The organism is Bradyrhizobium sp. sGM-13 (genome assembly GCF_018398875.1).
In the GTDB taxonomy this organism is placed as follows: Bacteria; Pseudomonadota; Alphaproteobacteria; order Rhizobiales; family Xanthobacteraceae; genus Bradyrhizobium.
The window spans coordinates 239,774-254,343 of record NZ_JAGWDK010000001.1; the positions used below are offsets into that span (position 1 = coordinate 239,774).

A 14,570-nucleotide genomic window follows, 5' to 3' on the forward strand; every position below is an offset into this window, starting at 1 on the left:
GATCGCCGAGAGGCTTTGCCCGGCACTACGTCTGCAAAAACAGCCTTTAGCCATGCATCAGGCGCCCAAATAGGCGCCGCCATTGGTGTGGATCGCCTGCCCGGTGACGTAGCGCGCGCCGGGCCCGCACAGAAAACGCACGGTTGAGGCGACGTCTTTCGGCAGTCCCCGATTGCCGGTGATGGTCTGATGCGTCAAATGATGCGCCGGCTCGGGCTTATCCTTCGGCCGGGGCGTACCGATCAGGCCGGGAACCACGCAGTTCACGGTGATGCCGTCATCAGCGAGGTCGTGCGCCAGCGCGCGGGTCAAGCCGATGATGCCAGCCTTCGCCGTCACCACATGCGCGCGATTTTTTGCCCCCGTGTGCGTGCTGAGGCCACCGATATTGACGATGGTCCCCGCGCCGGACTCTCGCAACGCCGGCAGGCAGGCTTTCACGCAGTGGAACGCGCCATCAGTGTCACGTCGAGGATTTCGCGCCGCATAGTCCATCTCGGCGAATGGCTTTTCGCGCCGCAGCGCGGCGTTGTTGACGAGGATATCGATGCGGCCGAATTGCTGCACGGCGGCATCGGCCATGACCTGCACTGCGTTAGCATCAGCGATGTCGCCGATATGAACCACCGCCTTGCTGCCGGCGGCCTCGATCTGCTGGGCGACTGCCTCCGCTTCGGCGCGGTTGCTACGCGCGTTCACCGCGACGAACGCGCCACCTTCCGCCAGCGTCAGCGCGATCGCGCGGCCGATATTGCGGCCGGCGCCGGTGACGATGGCGACTTTGCCGGTGAGCTCTTTGGTCATGAGCCGCTACCCCGCAATGAGGAAAGATCGATGCGGCCATCATACAGCCCCGCCATCAGCTTCAACGCCGCGTCGAAGTCCTCGCCATGCGCGGCAGTGCCGTTGACGAAGGCGGCACCGGCCGCGCTCAGCGTGCGCTTGTGCCCGATCGCCGTGCAGGGACCATCGTCGTCGCAACTGGCCAGCGCACTCCCGACGTAATCCTCGTTGCGCGCGGTGACGCACAGGCCGACCACGTCGATCAGCAGATCCTCGCATTTGCGGACGGTTTCAGCCGGTAACGCGCCGGGTCTGAGTGCGGCGATCCTTTCGGCAAGCGTTTCGGCGAGCGAAATCCTTGATAGTCCGGAGGCCATCCCGGTCAAATGCGAAATATCTTGGTATAGCGCGCCTTGATGGCCTCGCTTTCCTTCTCTACTGCCGCGGCGTCGTCCTTCATGGTCTTGACGTCCTTGAGCGGCTTGCGCCCTGCCTTCTCTACGGTTTGAGAGTGCATCGAGCGAAGGCCACCGACATCGATGATCAATTGCTGGGCCTGAACGACTGGAACAGTCTTGCCGCGTTGGGATTGGGTGCATCCTTGAAGACGCCGTTCGGCCCGATGATCAGCGGGGAGCCCTCCGTGGCATAAATCGGCTCGACCGGACGACCTGCCTCCCTCATCTGGAAAATGTTGTATTCATTGCCGTCGGCCATCACCGCGCGCTCGCCGAGATCGAGCTTCTTCGGCGGATCGGCCGACGACTGCACCTGCATGATGTTCTGCCGGGCGAGCTTCTCGAAAAAGCTCCAGCCGAGATCGCGCTGCATCTGGTAGGTCGCGGTCATGATGGTGCCGCTATAGCCCGGGTGCGCCTTGACGATCTTGCCTTTCCATTTGGGATCGAGCAGATCGGCAAAGCTCTTCGGCGCGTCCTCCGCTTTCACCAGATTTGCGTTGTAGGCAATGATGCTGAGCCAGACGCGGAAGCTCGCAAACTGGCCGTCCGGATCCTTGTGCTCGGCCGGATAGAACTTTGCGACGTCTTCCGGCACGTAAGGCGCCAGAACGCCGTCACGCTTCCAGCCGATGAAATGCGCGGCGTCGGATGAATTCACGATATCGACGGCGTGCTGGAATATTCCTGCCCGATAGCTGGAACAAGCGCTCTGCCCCGGTGCGCTCGACACGCACCGCAATGCCCGGGTATTTCGCCTCGAACGCCTTGGCCAGCTTCTCCGCGACCGGTAAGTCGGTCGAGGTGTAATCGATGACCTTGCTTCCTTCGCCGCCTCGATCAGCGCGGGCGTGACCGCTTCCGGCGGCGGCGCAGCCGCCATGACGCGCGTGGAAAATGCTGCGCCTGCGAGAACGGCGCCCGTGCCCTTGAGCAGCTTGCGTCGCGAAATCGAATTCATTGGCGCTCCATCTACATTTTGTCAGGCCTGTTCTGCGTGGCGTTGCTGGGGTCCGGTACACCGGAGAATACCGTTTATTCCGAACGCGCGCAGCGACTCTTTCGTCGACAGCTCATTTGCGTTGCAGCTAGACTTGGCGCAACGAACAGAACACAAGTTCGAGGGATGGAGATGACAAGCCCAAGGATTACATTGGCGCTGGCTGCAACTCTGCTCGCAATATCGTCCCCAAGCGCGCCAGCGCAATCGCAGGATTATCCGTCGCGGCCGGTGAAGGTGATCGTGCCCTTCGGCGCCGGAGGGCCTGCCGACGTCACCGCCCGGCAGATCGGCAGCATCCTGCAGGAAAGCTTCGGGCAGGCCTTCGTGATCGAGAACCGCACCGGCGCCGGCGGCGTGATCGGCACGCAGGACGTCGTCAAGTCGCCGCCGGACGGCTACACGCTGCTGATGATGTCGAACACGCAGACCGCAAACGAATCGCTGGTGCCGCAGCGCAAATACGAACTGATGCGCGATCTCGCACCGATCGCGCCCGTCAACTATTCCGACCTCGTCCTCGTGGTTCACCCTTCCGTGCAGGCGAAGACGCTGCAGGAATTCATCGCGCTCGCCAAATCGCAGCCCGGCAAACTGAACTACGCTTCCTCCGGCCAGGGCACGCCGTACCATATGGCAGGCGAGCTGTTCAAAGCCATGGCCGGCATTGACCTCGTGCACGTGCCTTACCGTAACAGCGGCGAGGCGCGCAGCGGCGTGATCGGCGGCCAGGTTCAGATGATGATCGACGCGGTCCCGGCGATGGCCCCTAACGTTGCCGAAAATCAGGTGCGCGCGCTGGCGGCGACCGGCAAGACGCGATCGACTGTCCTTCCCAATGCGCCGACGGTGATCGAAGCCGGCATTCCCGGCTACGAGGCCACGATCTGGCTCGGCTTGATGGCGCCGATGGGTACGCCAAAGCCGATCATCGACAAACTCAATGCGGCCGTGAACGACATTGTGAAGCGACCTGACATCATAAAACTATGGATGCAACAGGGCGTCGTCCCTATGTCAATGACTGCAGCCGAATTCGACAAATTCCTCCGCGGCGATATCGTGAAATGGGCGGAGGTGGTCAAGAAATTCGACAAGCCGCCGCAATAAGATGCCACCAGAGAAGGCCTTCCCTCGATGCCAAGCGTTCGATTTCGCCTCAATGGCGTCGAGCTGGAAATTGACGCCGATCCCGACCGCTCATTGCTCGATATTCTGCGCGGGCATCTCGGTATGACAGGACCGCATTTCGGCTGCGGCGCCGGCGAATGCGGCGCCTGCAATGTCATCGTGGGTGATCGCGCGATATCGGCCTGCGATACGCCGCTCTGGTCGGTGGCGGACAAGGATGTCACGACGATCGAAGGGCTGGGAACGAGCGAGCAGCCGCATCCGCTGCAGCGTGCCTTCATCGCTGAGCAGGCGCTGCAATGCGGCTATTGCGTTTCCGGCATCCTGATGAGCGCGGCGGCGCTGCTGAGGCGAAATCCATCGCCGATAAGCAGGGAGGTGAAGGAAGCGCTCGACCGCAATCTCTGCCGCTGCGGCTCGCATAATCGCATGGTACGGGCGGTGCTGCGCGCGGCCGAAGAAATGGCGGCAGAATGAACCAGCCAGCGCCCGCTCCCTCCGCGCCCACCTTGCCGGTAAGCCTTGCGGCGAACCCGAAATTATCGTCGTGGCTGAAGTTCTCGAGCAGTGGAGAGGTGACGGTCTCGCCGGGCAAGGTGGAGATCGGACAAGGCATCGTGACGGCGCTGGCGCAGATCGCCGCCGACGAACTCGACATCGATCTAGCTCGCGTGCAGATGATCCGGGCGTCGACCGCCGTCAGCCCCAACGAGGGCGTCACATCGGGGAGCCTTTCCATCCAGCAATCGGGCCGTGCGCTGCGTCACGCCTGCGCCGAGATTCGCCAAATCTTTCTTCGGCAGGCAGCCGAACGGTTGGGCGTCGGCATCGACACCCTCCATATCGAGGATGGCATCATTTCGGGCCCCGGCAATCTCAGGACCAGCTATTGGGAACTTGCCGACGAGGTCTCGCTCGATCGCGACGCCACACCCGGCGTAACGCCCAAGATCGCAACGAGCCGGACGCTGGCCGGGCATTCGGTCCAACGGATCGACATTCCGGACAAGGTTCTTGGCCGGCCGCGGTTCATCCACGACCGCGCGTTGGCGGGAATGCTGCACGGACGCGTGCTGCGTCCGGAGCATGCCCGAGCGCAACTCAGGGAGCTGAACGAGGATGGCGCCCGTGCGGTGGCTGGTCTCGTTGCCATCGTGCGCGACGGCAGCTTTGCAGGCGTCGTCAGCGAGACCGAGCATGGCGCGGAGGTAGCCCTCAATGCGTTGCGCAAGGGCGCGACCTGGTCCGATGGCGAGCTGCTGCCAGACGAAAACGATCTCGCAAGCTTCCTCAAGGCGCAACCGTCCGAATCCACCGTAATCGGGAAGAAAACTGCCGCATCATCCGGCACGGTGGCGCGGACCATCCGGCGGCAATATACCCGCCCTTATCTTGCTCACGCGTCGATCGCACCCTCCTGTGCCATGGCGCAGTGGGACGGCGATCGCGTTCATGTCTGGACGCACAGCCAGGGCGTCTATCTCCTGCGCGCCGATCTGGCGCTGGTTCTCAATCTCCCGGTCGAGAACATCACCGTTGAGCATCTGGAAGGCGCCGGCTGCTACGGCCATAACGCCGCCGATGACGTCGCGCTCGATGCCGTACTGCTCGCCAAATCCGCCGGCGGCCGGCCGGTCCGGGCCCAATGGTCGCGCCAGGGCGAAATGTCTGATGCGCCGTTTGGCGCAGCGATGGCGATCGAGATCGAGGTCGATCTTGATGCGCGGGGTGAAATCATTGACTGGCGACATTCCATCTGGAGCAACGGCCATGCGGCGCGGCCGGGGCGCGCAGCTCAGCCCGCGTTGCTGGCAGCGTTCGAACTGGAGAACCCGTTTCCACGCATGGTCTCGACCAATCCGCCGCAGGCCAACGGCGGGGGTGGCGATCGCAACTCGGTCCCGCTCTATGATTTTCCATCCTGGCACATTGAAAGCCACCGCCTGACAACCATGCCGATACGCACCTCCGCGCTCCGGACGCTTGGTGGGCAGGGCAATGTGTTTGCGATTGAATCCATCCTCGATGAAATCGCAGCCGAGCGCGGCGAGGACCCGGTCGCGTTCCGGCTGCGCCACTTGCGGGATGAGCGGGCCAAGGACGTCATCCGCGCCGTGGCGGCGCGTGCGGGGTGGAAGCCCGAGAAGCTGCCCGGCATTGGGCACGGCATAGGCTTTGGCCGCTACAAGAACACCGGCGCCTATTGCGCTGCGATCGCCGAGATCGAGAGCGCCGAGGAGATCAGTGTCAGGAAGTTGACGCTGGCGGTCGATGTCGGCGAAGCGATTAATCCGGATGGCGTCATCAACCAAATCGAAGGCGGCGCCATTCAAGCCACGAGCTGGGCGTTGAAAGAGCGCGTGCGCTTTGACCGAGAACGCATCACCAGCACGAGCTGGACGGAATATCCGATCCTGCGCTTCAGCGAAGTGCCCGATGTCAAGGTGGAGATCATCCAGCGGCCGGATATGGATCCGGTCGGTGCCGGCGAGGCCGCCCACGGCCCGGTTACAGCGGCCATTGCCAACGCCGTCTTCGACGCCCTTGGCGTGCGGGTGCGCGATTTGCCCATCACCCGTGACAGGATCATCGCCGCGATGGACTTAAGCTGATGAGCAGCCTGAACCTCCTGAGCGGCGGCGCCGCACAGGGCCTGGTCGGAAGCCTGGCGCCAAGCTTCAAGGCTAACACCGGATTTGATATCGCGGGCGAGTTCGGAGCGGTCGGCGTTATGGCCGAAAAATTGCGCAAGGGCACACCGGCTGACATCGTCATCCTGACCGCGGCACTCCTCGCCAAACTGGCGCAGGAGAAGCTGATTGTTGCCGCTTCGATAGCCGATGTCGGCCTGGTCGAAACCGCCCTCGCCGTTCGCGCCGGCGATTCCCCGGCCGTAGCCAAGGATGCCGCCTGCTTGCACGAGGTTTTCCTCGCCTCCGATGCGATCTTCGTGCCGGATACCAAAGCCTCGACGGCCGGAATTCACGTTGCAAATGTCCTTCGGCAGCTCGGCATCGCCGATCAACTCGCCGCCCGACTCAGGATTTTTCCAAATGGCGCGACGGCGATGCGCGAACTGGCGGCGTCCAAGGCACGGCGCCCGATCGGATGCACGCAATCAACCGAGATCATCGGCACCGAAGGCGTAACCTTATCCGGTTCGCTGCCGGCAGGTTGCGAACTTGCAACGATGTACACAGCAGGCATCACCACTGCCGCCGCCCACCCGCAACAGGCCCAGCACTTGATCGACTTGTTGATCGGCGACGGACAATATGAACAGCGCAAACGTGCGGGCTTCATCAGCGGGCCCAATTAGGCCGCCACTCCTCTGACCTCCAGATGAGCCCCTGCAGATCACCCCAACGCGAAATAGGTGCGCGGCGCGATTTTTGGTTTGTCAAAGGCAATTCATATACTAATATATCAATTGAGAAAGCAGCCATGTCCGCCCGCGCATCGAAAAAGACCGATCCAAAGGTTCGCCGAATTGCTGCGGGCATGCGCAGAAGCGGCAGACCGCGCGCGGCGACGGCAGCATCCAGGATCTATTCCGATCTTCGAGGCGAACTGGTGTCGCTGCAGCGCCGGCCCGGCGAAGCGGTCTCGGAGGCGCAGATCGCGCTCTCCTATGGGGTGAGCCGCACGCCCGTTCGCGAGGCGATCCTCAAATTATCGGACGAAGGGCTGCTTGAGATCTATCCCCAATCCGGCATCTTCGTTTCGCGCATTCCGGTCGCAGCACTCCCCGAGGCCATCATCATCCGCAAGGCGCTGGAGGAGACGACCGCCAGGCTCGCGGCGGAACGTGCGACGTCGAGCCAGAAACTGGCGCTGCGGTCGATCCTGGAGCGACAGCGCGAGGCCAGCGCGGCCGGAGACAGCGAGACGTTTCATCAGGCCGATGAAGCGTTTCATGCTACAGTCGCCGATGTCGCCGGCTATCCCGGAATCTGGAAGTATATCCAGCAGGTGAAGGTGCACGTCGATCGCTATCGTCGGCTAACCCTGCCCCAGCGCGGGAGGATCGCAAAGGTCATCGTCGAACACGAGGCCATCCTGACCGCGATCGAGGCGCATGACGCGGAGGGCGCAAGGCGGGCAATGGAAATCCATCTCGAAAAACTTCTGGAGAACATTTCGGCTACTCAACATATCAATCCGGAGTACTTCGACGAGCGACTGTAGAGTTCGAAAAGTCCAAAAACGATAAACAAACATCAGGAGGAACAACATGAAACGACGCGACTTCATCAAGTTGAGCGCAGGGCTCGGGGCTACCATGGCGACCGCAATGCCGCTTTCATCGGCATTTGCCCAAACGAAAATGGTGCTGAAAGCATCGGACGTTCATCCGCTGGGCTATCCGACGGTCGAAGCCGTGGTCCGGATGGGCAAGAAGCTGGAAGCTGCCACCAATGGCCGGCTGACAATCCAGATGTTCCCGTCGATGCAGCTCGGTGGCGAAAAGGAAATGATCGAGCAGGCCCAACTTGGCGCGCTGCAGTTCGCCCGTATTTCGGTCGGTGCCGTCGGCCCTGTCGTGGACGACGTCAACGTCTTCAACATGCCGTTCGTCTTCCGTAACTCCAAGCACATGGAGAAAGTGATCGACGGCGAGATCGGCGACGAATTGCTCGCGAAGATTTCCGCCAACGAAAAGACCGGCCTGATCGCGCTGTGCTGGATGAATGCCGGCTCGCGCAACGTCTATAATAACAAGCGACCGATCCGGAACATGGCCGACCTCAAGGGCCTCAAGGTCCGCATGATGGGCAATCCGCTCTTCGTCGACACCATGAACGCGCTGGGCGGCAACGGTGTCGCGCTGGGCTTCGATCAGGTTTTCAGCTCGATGCAGACAGGCGTCGTAGACGGCGCGGAGAACAATCCGCCATCGTTCATAGCGCAGAACCATTATCAGGTAGCCAAGTATTTCACGATGACCGAGCACCTGATCATTCCAGAGCTTCTGGTGTTCTCGCGGATATCCTGGCAGAAGCTTTCACCCGACGATCAGGCGCTGATCAAGAAATTTGCGAAGGAAGCGCAGCAAGAGCAGCGCGTGCTCTGGTATGAAGCGGAGAATGCTGCGATCGAAAAAATGAAAGCGGCCGGCACCGAGATCATCACCGATATCGACAAGAAACCGTTCCAGGATGCGGTCAGGCCGGTCTGGGACAAGTACGGCGCGAAGTACGCCGCGATGGTCAAGCGTATCGAAGCGGTCCAATAGGTACGGCTCGCGAGCGGCGAGTGGCCGGACGACGTCCGTTCTGGCCACTCCTCCGAGCTACAGAGGCGATTTGAAGCGCCGCTACTCTCTGAGGTCAAAATGTTCAATTCTGCGGCCGGAATTTTCCGACGTGTGAACGATACGGTTTACTGGACCGGCGCCGTGATCGCGTGCGTGGCGCTCGTGCTGGTCTCGGCTGTCATCCCGTGGGCCGTCTACACCCGATATGTCCTCAACAGCGCCTCGTCATGGCCCGAGCCGATGGCCGTGCTGCTCACCGTCGGCATCACCTTCATCGGCTCGGCGAACTGCTACCGCCAGCGCATCCACATGAACATGACGGTTGGTACCGACCTGCTGCCGCCACTGCTGCGCCGCGCCTCACTTTTCCTCAGCGAAATATTGATGGGCGTGATTGCAATCTTCATGGTCATTTGGGGACTGCGGCTGGTCCGGACCACCTGGGATAATTCGGTGGATGAGTTTCCATGGCTCTCGGTCGGGATCACCTATCTTCCGATCGTGGTCAGCGGCGCCATGATGCTCCTGTTCGTCATCGAACGCCTGACAATTGGCCCGCCGCCGCGCGACGGCGCTGACGCCCACGTACCGGTCGAGTAATTGCCATGGATATCGCGCTTCTGCTTCTCAGCATGTGCTTGTTCTTCGCGATCGGCATGCCGATCGCCTACGCGCTGGCACTATCTTCGCTGGTCGGTGCGCTCTGGATCGATTTGCCGATCGGCGCGGTCATGCAGCAATTTGCCAGCGGCGTCGGAAAGGTCTCGATGCTGACCATCCCCTTCTTCGTGCTGGCGGGTGCCATCATGGCCGAGGGCGGCATGGCCAGGCGGTTGGTCGACTTTGCAGCCGTGCTCGTCGGATTCACCCGAATTCGGGGCGGCCTCTCGCAGGTCAATATCCTTGCGACCACGATCATGAGCGGCATCTCCGGATCGTCGGTCGCCGACACCTCCGCGATCGGCTCGGTGATGATTCCCCAGATGGCCGACAAAGGCTATCCGCGGGTCTTCGCAACCAACGTGACCATTAGCGCCTCGCTGCAAGCCATTATCGTCCCGCCGAGCCACAATTCGGTGATTTATTCGCTGGCAACCGGCGGCGTGGTGTCGATCACCAGCCTGTTCCTCGCCGGCGTGCTCCCTGGCCTACTGCTCGGCTTCTCGCTGATGGTGCTCTGTCTGTTCTACGCTTATCGCGACAAACACCCGAAGGGTGAGCCCGTACCGATCCGCCAAGCCGCCAAGATGCTCGGCGACGCCATGTGGGGGATCATAACGTTGGCCATCGTGCTGGGCGGCATCCTCACCGGCGTCTTCACACCGATCGAGGCAGGCGCGGTTGCCTGCGTCTGGGCGTTCTTCGTCACGATGTTCATCTACCGCGACTACAAATGGTCCGAGCTGCCGCTATTGGTCTACAAGACGCTTCAAACCGTGGCCATGGTATTGACGCTGGTGGCAACCGCCTCATGCTTCGGCTATGTCGCCGCGCTGATGCAGATGCCAGCCAAGATGACCGAGTTCTTCGTCGCCATATCGAGCAACAAATACGTGCTGCTGATGTGGCTGAACATCATGCTGCTGGTGCTGGGGACGGCGCTCGATCTCGCGCCCTTGCTGCTGATCTGCACCCCGATTCTGCTGCCGGTCGTGAAAAGCTTCGGCATCGATCCCGTACATTTCGGAATCGTCATGCTGCTCAATCTCGGCATCGGCCTGCTGACGCCGCCGGTAGGGACGACGCTGTTTGTCGGTTGCGCCATCGGCAAGGTTTCGGTCGACGAGGTGATGCGCGGCATCTGGCCGTTCTACTACGTGATGTTTGCGGTGCTGATGATCGTGACCTATGTGCCCTGGCTGTCGCTGGCGCTGCCGAGGGCGTTCGGGTTCTAGAACAGACGCAGTTCGCGTCACGGAGACTCCGCGTGAAGATCGTCGACCTAAGTCGAGAACTCTATCACCGCACGCCAAGCTATCCCGGCCATCCTCCCGTCATGCATGGCGTCTGGAAAACCCACGAAGAATCCTTCGCCGAATCGGGCAATGTGCACGGGCTGGCGTCGATGTTCATCTCCATGGTGGACCACGCCGGCACCCACATCGACGCGCCCCGACATTTCGGCAAGAGCGGCGTATCAATCGATGAATATCCGCTGGAAAAGTGTATCGTGCCGGGTATCTGCGTCGACCTGCGCCACATTGCACCACGCGCCGAAATTACGCCTGCCCATCTCGAGGGGGCGGTGGCGAAGGCCGGCGTGCCTGTGCCGAGGGGTGGCACCGTCCTGCTCTGCACCGGTCACCACGAACGGACATTCCCCCGCAAGGAATATTCGACTGACAATTCCGGCGTGAACGTCGCCGCCACCGAATGGCTGGCGCAGCAGGGCGTCGTGCATTTCGGCATCGATTCGATGCGGCCGGGGCCGGAGGGCAAGGTGAATGCCCTCGTCCACAAGGCCTGCCTCGACCTCGACATCACCCACATCGAGAGCCTGTGCAATCTCGAAGCCCTGTTGGGGCGCGGCCAATTCACGTTTATTGGACTGCCGATGAAGTGGCGCGGCGGGACGGCGTCGCCGATCCGCGCGGTCGCAGTGTTCGACATGTGAACGTCGCCAAAGGGCCGTGCCGCGTATAGATGCGCCGCGAAAGATTGCCTAAACCTGACAATCCGGACTTCGCTGGCTGCCTTCGCGACGCGCGTCGCCGGTCATTCGCCGTCGTGGCCGGACCCTGCTTCCGCAATCTCACGAAGCATCTCGGCGTTCAGCACGACGATTGCGCCGTGTTCGAGGCGCACCCAGTCTCGGTTTGCCCAGGCCCGCAACTGCTTGTTGATGCTCTCCCGGGTCATGCCGACCATTTCACTGATCTCCTGCTGAGTGATTGTGATGGTTCGGCCTTGCCCCTCAGATTTGTGCTTTTCTGAAAGGCGCAGCAACGCGCTGGCCAGCCGACCAGGGAGATTTTGCAAGATGATCTGCTCGACCTGATCGCTGGTCGACCGCAGCCGATCGCAAAGAAGTTCGATGAACTTCATCGCCAGCGTCGGCTGATCTTTTACAAAGGGGATGAATTCGCGCCGGTCGATGACGAACAGCTCGCAATTGCTGTTTGCGATGGCATCGGCGGAGCGGGCTTTTCCGTCGAGCAGCGCGATCTCGCCGAAAATTTCCCCAGGTCCGACAATATTCAGGATCGCGTTGCGGCCATCCGGCGAGGAAATGCTCATCTTCACCGTACCCGAAATGACTGCGTACAGGCTGTGGCCAGGATCGCCTTTGGAAAATAGCGTGGCGCCCCGCTTCAGCGTGGAGTGCTTGGCGTAGCGGCAGAGTTGCTCGAACGCCTCGGGCTCGAGATCGGCAAAAATCGGGTGCTTGCGCAGCACCGACAGTTTGCCGTTCGAAAATCCGTGAGCTTCACCCGTCCTTCGTTGAGGCACGACAGTCAAACTCCAGGGAAAACTGCAGGGGGTGCAGCCCTTCCGTAATCAACGCCGGTCAGATTTTCAACCGGAAAGCACCAAAACGCGTCGATTTGGCGGCCGGAAGGCGAAAACGATGCCCAGCGTCAACGCCCCAATAACCGTGGAACCTGCGACAATATAGTACAGCCAGTCAAGCCGAGGCGCGTGCTGCAGCAGCATCCAGCCCCCGGCCAATACGATGGTAACCCTGAACAGGCTAACAAGCAGCGGAGCTGTCGCCTGTCCCCATCCCTGATAGGCGGAAAACAAGATCACAAAGGCGGCCATGAACCCGTAAACCAGGCCGGTCGCGCAAAAATAGCCGGATGCCGCAAAAACAACTTCTTCGACATTTGTGAAGAGACCAGCGATCGATCTTCCCGAAAACGCAACGCCGAGTCCGATTGCCGCAAGAATAACCGCCGCCAGCAAACAGGAAACAAGCGTCACACGACGTGCGCGTGTCTCCAGGCCAGCGCCAACGCAGGTCCCGACCATTGTCGTCGTACCAACGCCGCCGGCGTTCGTGGCACCATCCGCCCGGCAACTATTCCTTGGCGATTCCCGTTTCCCTGATCACGCGCTCATACTTCGCGAGCTGATCGTGCGTCATGGCGCGCAACTCTTCCACTGAACTGCCGCGCACGGCGAAGCCCAGTTCTTCAAGCTTGCGGCGCACGTCAGGATCGCCAACCGCCTTCACCACCTCGGCGTTCAGACGGGCAACAATATGCTTCGGGGTACGGGCGGGAGCAAGAATTGCGAACCATGAATTGAAGAGGAAGCCGGGCAGACCGGATTCCGAGACGGTCGGCACATCGGGAAATTGCGACAATCTCCTCTCGGTGGTTACCCCGATCAGCTTGAGTCGGCCGCCGCGCACGAGCGTTGCGACCGTGCCCAGGCCCTGGAAACCTACGGGAATCTGGCCGGCGGCGATGTCGGTTGCGGCCCGGGTGGCGCCCTTGTAAGGCACATGCGTGAGCGATATGCCGGCGGCCGACGCGAACATCGCCATCGCCAGATGCTGCGGACTACCCGGTCCGCCCGAACCATAGTCGATCTTGCCGGGCGTCGCCTTTGCGGCCGCAATCAGATCTGCTGCGTTCTTGAAGCTGGCCTGATTGTTGGCAACCAGCCCCCACTTCACCGTCGCGACCAGCGACACCGGCTCGAAGTCCTTCAGGATGTCCCAGCGCATCTTGGACTGCAGGTTCGGCACCATCGTCATGATGCTGTCGTTGAACCCGCCAACCGTGTAGCCATCCGGTTCGGCGCGGGCGACGGCCTCCGCCCCGATCAGGCCTGAAGCGCCCGGCTGGTTCAGGATCACGATTTGCTGGCCCATATTGTCGGCCATCTTCTTGGTGACGATCCGCGCAGCGACCGCACTTGCCGCGGCCAGCGGCACGATCATCTTGATGGGCCGATCCGGATAGCTCCCTGCGCCATCGCATGATGGCTTAGGAGCAAGGCAAGCGCTGGAATCACCAGATGAAGCCGCCGCGTCATTCCGCCCAATATGAGCGGCACAAATCTTAGGATTTCGGCCGCCATTTGGGAAAGATTGCGCCCGATCTTCGGCTTATGCAATCGGTCCGGCCGGGGAATGCCACACCGCTACAGCAGCTTCCCATCTAGCCCAAAAAACGGATGTGGGCCGTCGAACGTGCCTATCGGGACTTGATGGGTAACGACAGTGCCGAATCCTTCACCCGGAAACCAGCTATGGAGATGAAAGGCCGGCGGCTCCACCTTGAAGGAAGGTTCGCGCAGTTCGGCCAGATCGAGATCGACGGCGTGGTTGGGGGCGGGACAGATCGTGGTCGGCACGCCCGCAAACATGGTCAGTGCCGCGCGGTGCACATGTCCAGTTGCGATCAATTGCACGCGGGGATGACGACGCACCATGGGCGCGAGTTCGCTTGCATTCAGGAGATTCTGACGGTCCATGTGCCAAATTCCGGCCTTGAACGGCGGGTGGTGCAGAAACAGCAGCGCCGGCCGGTCGGGCGACGAAGCCAGCATCCCGTCAAGCCATTGCAACGTGGGCCCATCGAGTTCGCCATGCGGCTTTCGGTGTACGCTTGAATCCAACAACAGCAGATCGAGCCCGGCAACCTCGATCCTCTGATTGAGCGGCCCTGATACGAACGCATAGGAGGCAGAAGGAAATGCGGCACGCATCAGCTCGCGCGAGTCGTGATTGCCGGGAATGCCGGCGAACGGAAGCTTGAGCGGCGCCAGCAGCCGATTGAGATATTGATACTCCTCGGCCGTCGGCGTGTCCGCCAGATCACCGGAGATCACTACAAAATCCGGCACAGGCCTGAATTCGTTCAGGGCGGCAATGCAACGTTCGAGCGCTTTTGCAGTATCCACCTTGCCATAAGCAAGTGCTCCCGGCGGCTTGATGTGCAGATCAGAAATCTGGGCAATATGAACCGGCATTGGCGACATCGACCTT

The 14,570-nt window shown here is 61.4% G+C and carries 17 protein-coding genes and 1 pseudogene; 9 read left to right on the forward strand and 9 right to left on the reverse strand.

Annotated features, from left to right (window positions below; all coding sequences use genetic code 11):
- Positions 1 to 57: 57 nt before the first annotated feature.
- From KJQ96_RS01115 to KJQ96_RS41700, 5 genes are read right to left on the reverse strand one after another with little or no spacing between them, the layout of a single operon-like run.
- On the reverse strand, positions 58 to 804 hold the full coding sequence (locus KJQ96_RS01115; protein WP_213284864.1) for an SDR family oxidoreductase: 747 nt from the start codon (positions 802 to 804) through the stop codon (positions 58 to 60).
- Positions 801 to 1,160, reverse strand: a complete 360-nt coding sequence (locus KJQ96_RS01120) for an MmgE/PrpD family protein (protein WP_249733638.1) — start codon at positions 1,158 to 1,160, stop codon at positions 801 to 803. Before KJQ96_RS01120 ends, KJQ96_RS01115 begins: the two co-directional genes overlap by 4 nt.
- A gap of 5 nt (positions 1,161 to 1,165) precedes the next feature.
- Positions 1,166 to 1,300 (reverse strand): hypothetical protein, encoded by a 135-nt coding sequence (locus KJQ96_RS41330; RefSeq protein ID WP_256441591.1) that lies wholly within the window; start codon positions 1,298 to 1,300, stop codon positions 1,166 to 1,168.
- Positions 1,301 to 1,326: 26 nt separating this feature from the next.
- Positions 1,327 to 1,902 (reverse strand): extracellular solute-binding protein, encoded by a 576-nt coding sequence (locus tag KJQ96_RS01125; RefSeq protein WP_309142345.1) that lies wholly within the window; start codon positions 1,900 to 1,902, stop codon positions 1,327 to 1,329.
- Entirely contained in the window at positions 1,859 to 2,263 is a 405-nt protein-coding gene (locus KJQ96_RS41700; RefSeq protein WP_309142346.1) for a hypothetical protein, read from the reverse strand. The genes KJQ96_RS01125 and KJQ96_RS41700 overlap by 44 nt, the downstream gene beginning before the upstream one ends.
- A 110-nt stretch (positions 2,264 to 2,373) precedes the next feature.
- Here KJQ96_RS41700 and KJQ96_RS01130 point away from each other — a divergent pair, with 110 nt between their 5' ends.
- The 9 genes from KJQ96_RS01130 (at position 2,374) to KJQ96_RS01170 (ending at position 11,243) form a co-directional block, all read left to right on the forward strand.
- Positions 2,374 to 3,351 carry a tripartite tricarboxylate transporter substrate binding protein gene (locus KJQ96_RS01130; RefSeq protein WP_213284866.1) on the forward strand — a complete coding sequence of 326 codons (978 nt, stop codon included), beginning with the start codon at positions 2,374 to 2,376 and terminating at the stop codon, positions 3,349 to 3,351.
- 27 nt (positions 3,352 to 3,378) lie between these two features.
- Complete coding sequence (locus tag KJQ96_RS01135; RefSeq protein WP_213284867.1) at positions 3,379 to 3,849, forward strand: (2Fe-2S)-binding protein; 471 nt, start codon at positions 3,379 to 3,381, stop codon at positions 3,847 to 3,849.
- Entirely contained in the window at positions 3,846 to 5,984 is a 2,139-nt protein-coding gene (locus KJQ96_RS01140; protein WP_213284868.1) for a molybdopterin cofactor-binding domain-containing protein, read from the forward strand. Before KJQ96_RS01135 ends, KJQ96_RS01140 begins: the two co-directional genes overlap by 4 nt.
- Positions 5,984 to 6,691 carry a substrate-binding domain-containing protein gene (locus tag KJQ96_RS01145; protein WP_213284869.1) on the forward strand — a complete coding sequence of 236 codons (708 nt, stop codon included), beginning with the start codon at positions 5,984 to 5,986 and terminating at the stop codon, positions 6,689 to 6,691. Before KJQ96_RS01140 ends, KJQ96_RS01145 begins: the two co-directional genes overlap by 1 nt.
- 182 nt (positions 6,692 to 6,873) lie before the next feature.
- A complete protein-coding gene (locus tag KJQ96_RS01150; RefSeq protein ID WP_213285113.1) occupies positions 6,874 to 7,560 on the forward strand; it encodes a GntR family transcriptional regulator in 687 nt (228 codons plus the stop codon).
- A gap of 46 nt (positions 7,561 to 7,606) precedes the next feature.
- Complete coding sequence (gene dctP, locus KJQ96_RS01155; protein ID WP_213284870.1) at positions 7,607 to 8,608, forward strand: TRAP transporter substrate-binding protein DctP; 1,002 nt, start codon at positions 7,607 to 7,609, stop codon at positions 8,606 to 8,608.
- Between the two features lie 132 nt (positions 8,609 to 8,740).
- Complete coding sequence (locus KJQ96_RS01160; protein ID WP_309142347.1) at positions 8,741 to 9,229, forward strand: TRAP transporter small permease; 489 nt, start codon at positions 8,741 to 8,743, stop codon at positions 9,227 to 9,229.
- A 5-nt stretch (positions 9,230 to 9,234) separates the two neighbouring features.
- Positions 9,235 to 10,524 carry a TRAP transporter large permease gene (locus KJQ96_RS01165; protein WP_213284872.1) on the forward strand — a complete coding sequence of 430 codons (1,290 nt, stop codon included), beginning with the start codon at positions 9,235 to 9,237 and terminating at the stop codon, positions 10,522 to 10,524.
- 32 nt (positions 10,525 to 10,556) lie between these two features.
- Positions 10,557 to 11,243 carry a cyclase family protein gene (locus KJQ96_RS01170; protein WP_213284873.1) on the forward strand — a complete coding sequence of 229 codons (687 nt, stop codon included), beginning with the start codon at positions 10,557 to 10,559 and terminating at the stop codon, positions 11,241 to 11,243.
- Between the two features lie 101 nt (positions 11,244 to 11,344).
- On the opposite strand, the gene KJQ96_RS01175 is transcribed toward KJQ96_RS01170, so the two are convergent.
- From KJQ96_RS01175 to KJQ96_RS01190, 4 genes and pseudogenes are all read right to left on the reverse strand, one after another.
- Positions 11,345 to 12,079, reverse strand: coding sequence for a Crp/Fnr family transcriptional regulator (locus KJQ96_RS01175; RefSeq protein ID WP_213284874.1), 735 nt, complete (start codon positions 12,077 to 12,079; stop codon positions 11,345 to 11,347).
- Between the two features lie 66 nt (positions 12,080 to 12,145).
- Positions 12,146 to 12,607, reverse strand: a pseudogene (locus KJQ96_RS01180) (MATE family efflux transporter); the annotation flags it as partial.
- Positions 12,608 to 12,650: 43 nt separating this feature from the next.
- Complete coding sequence (locus KJQ96_RS01185; RefSeq protein WP_213284876.1) at positions 12,651 to 13,520, reverse strand: tripartite tricarboxylate transporter substrate binding protein; 870 nt, start codon at positions 13,518 to 13,520, stop codon at positions 12,651 to 12,653.
- Between the two features lie 203 nt (positions 13,521 to 13,723).
- Positions 13,724 to 14,563 (reverse strand): phosphodiesterase, encoded by an 840-nt coding sequence (locus KJQ96_RS01190; RefSeq protein WP_213284877.1) that lies wholly within the window; start codon positions 14,561 to 14,563, stop codon positions 13,724 to 13,726.
- Positions 14,564 to 14,570 lie beyond the last annotated feature (7 nt).

What these genes read in the sequence shown, in the direction of transcription:
- KJQ96_RS01115 (WP_213284864.1), bottom strand. Translation starts at nt 804, where the DNA reads ATGACCAAAGAGCTCACCGGCAAAGTCGCCATCGTCACCGGCGCCGGC.
- KJQ96_RS01120 (WP_249733638.1), bottom strand. Translation starts at nt 1,160, where the DNA reads ATGGCCTCCGGACTATCAAGGATTTCGCTCGCCGAAACGCTTGCCGAA.
- KJQ96_RS41330 (WP_256441591.1), bottom strand. Translation starts at nt 1,300, where the DNA reads ATGCACTCTCAAACCGTAGAGAAGGCAGGGCGCAAGCCGCTCAAGGAC.
- KJQ96_RS01130 (WP_213284866.1), top strand. Translation starts at nt 2,374, where the DNA reads ATGACAAGCCCAAGGATTACATTGGCGCTGGCTGCAACTCTGCTCGCA.
- KJQ96_RS01135 (WP_213284867.1), top strand. Translation starts at nt 3,379, where the DNA reads ATGCCAAGCGTTCGATTTCGCCTCAATGGCGTCGAGCTGGAAATTGAC.
- KJQ96_RS01140 (WP_213284868.1), top strand. Translation starts at nt 3,846, where the DNA reads ATGAACCAGCCAGCGCCCGCTCCCTCCGCGCCCACCTTGCCGGTAAGC.
- KJQ96_RS01145 (WP_213284869.1), top strand. Translation starts at nt 5,984, where the DNA reads ATGAGCAGCCTGAACCTCCTGAGCGGCGGCGCCGCACAGGGCCTGGTC.
- KJQ96_RS01150 (WP_213285113.1), top strand. Translation starts at nt 6,874, where the DNA reads ATGCGCAGAAGCGGCAGACCGCGCGCGGCGACGGCAGCATCCAGGATC.
- dctP (WP_213284870.1), top strand. Translation starts at nt 7,607, where the DNA reads ATGAAACGACGCGACTTCATCAAGTTGAGCGCAGGGCTCGGGGCTACC.
- KJQ96_RS01165 (WP_213284872.1), top strand. Translation starts at nt 9,235, where the DNA reads ATGGATATCGCGCTTCTGCTTCTCAGCATGTGCTTGTTCTTCGCGATC.
- KJQ96_RS01185 (WP_213284876.1), bottom strand. Translation starts at nt 13,520, where the DNA reads ATGATCGTGCCGCTGGCCGCGGCAAGTGCGGTCGCTGCGCGGATCGTC.
- KJQ96_RS01190 (WP_213284877.1), bottom strand. Translation starts at nt 14,563, where the DNA reads ATGTCGCCAATGCCGGTTCATATTGCCCAGATTTCTGATCTGCACATC.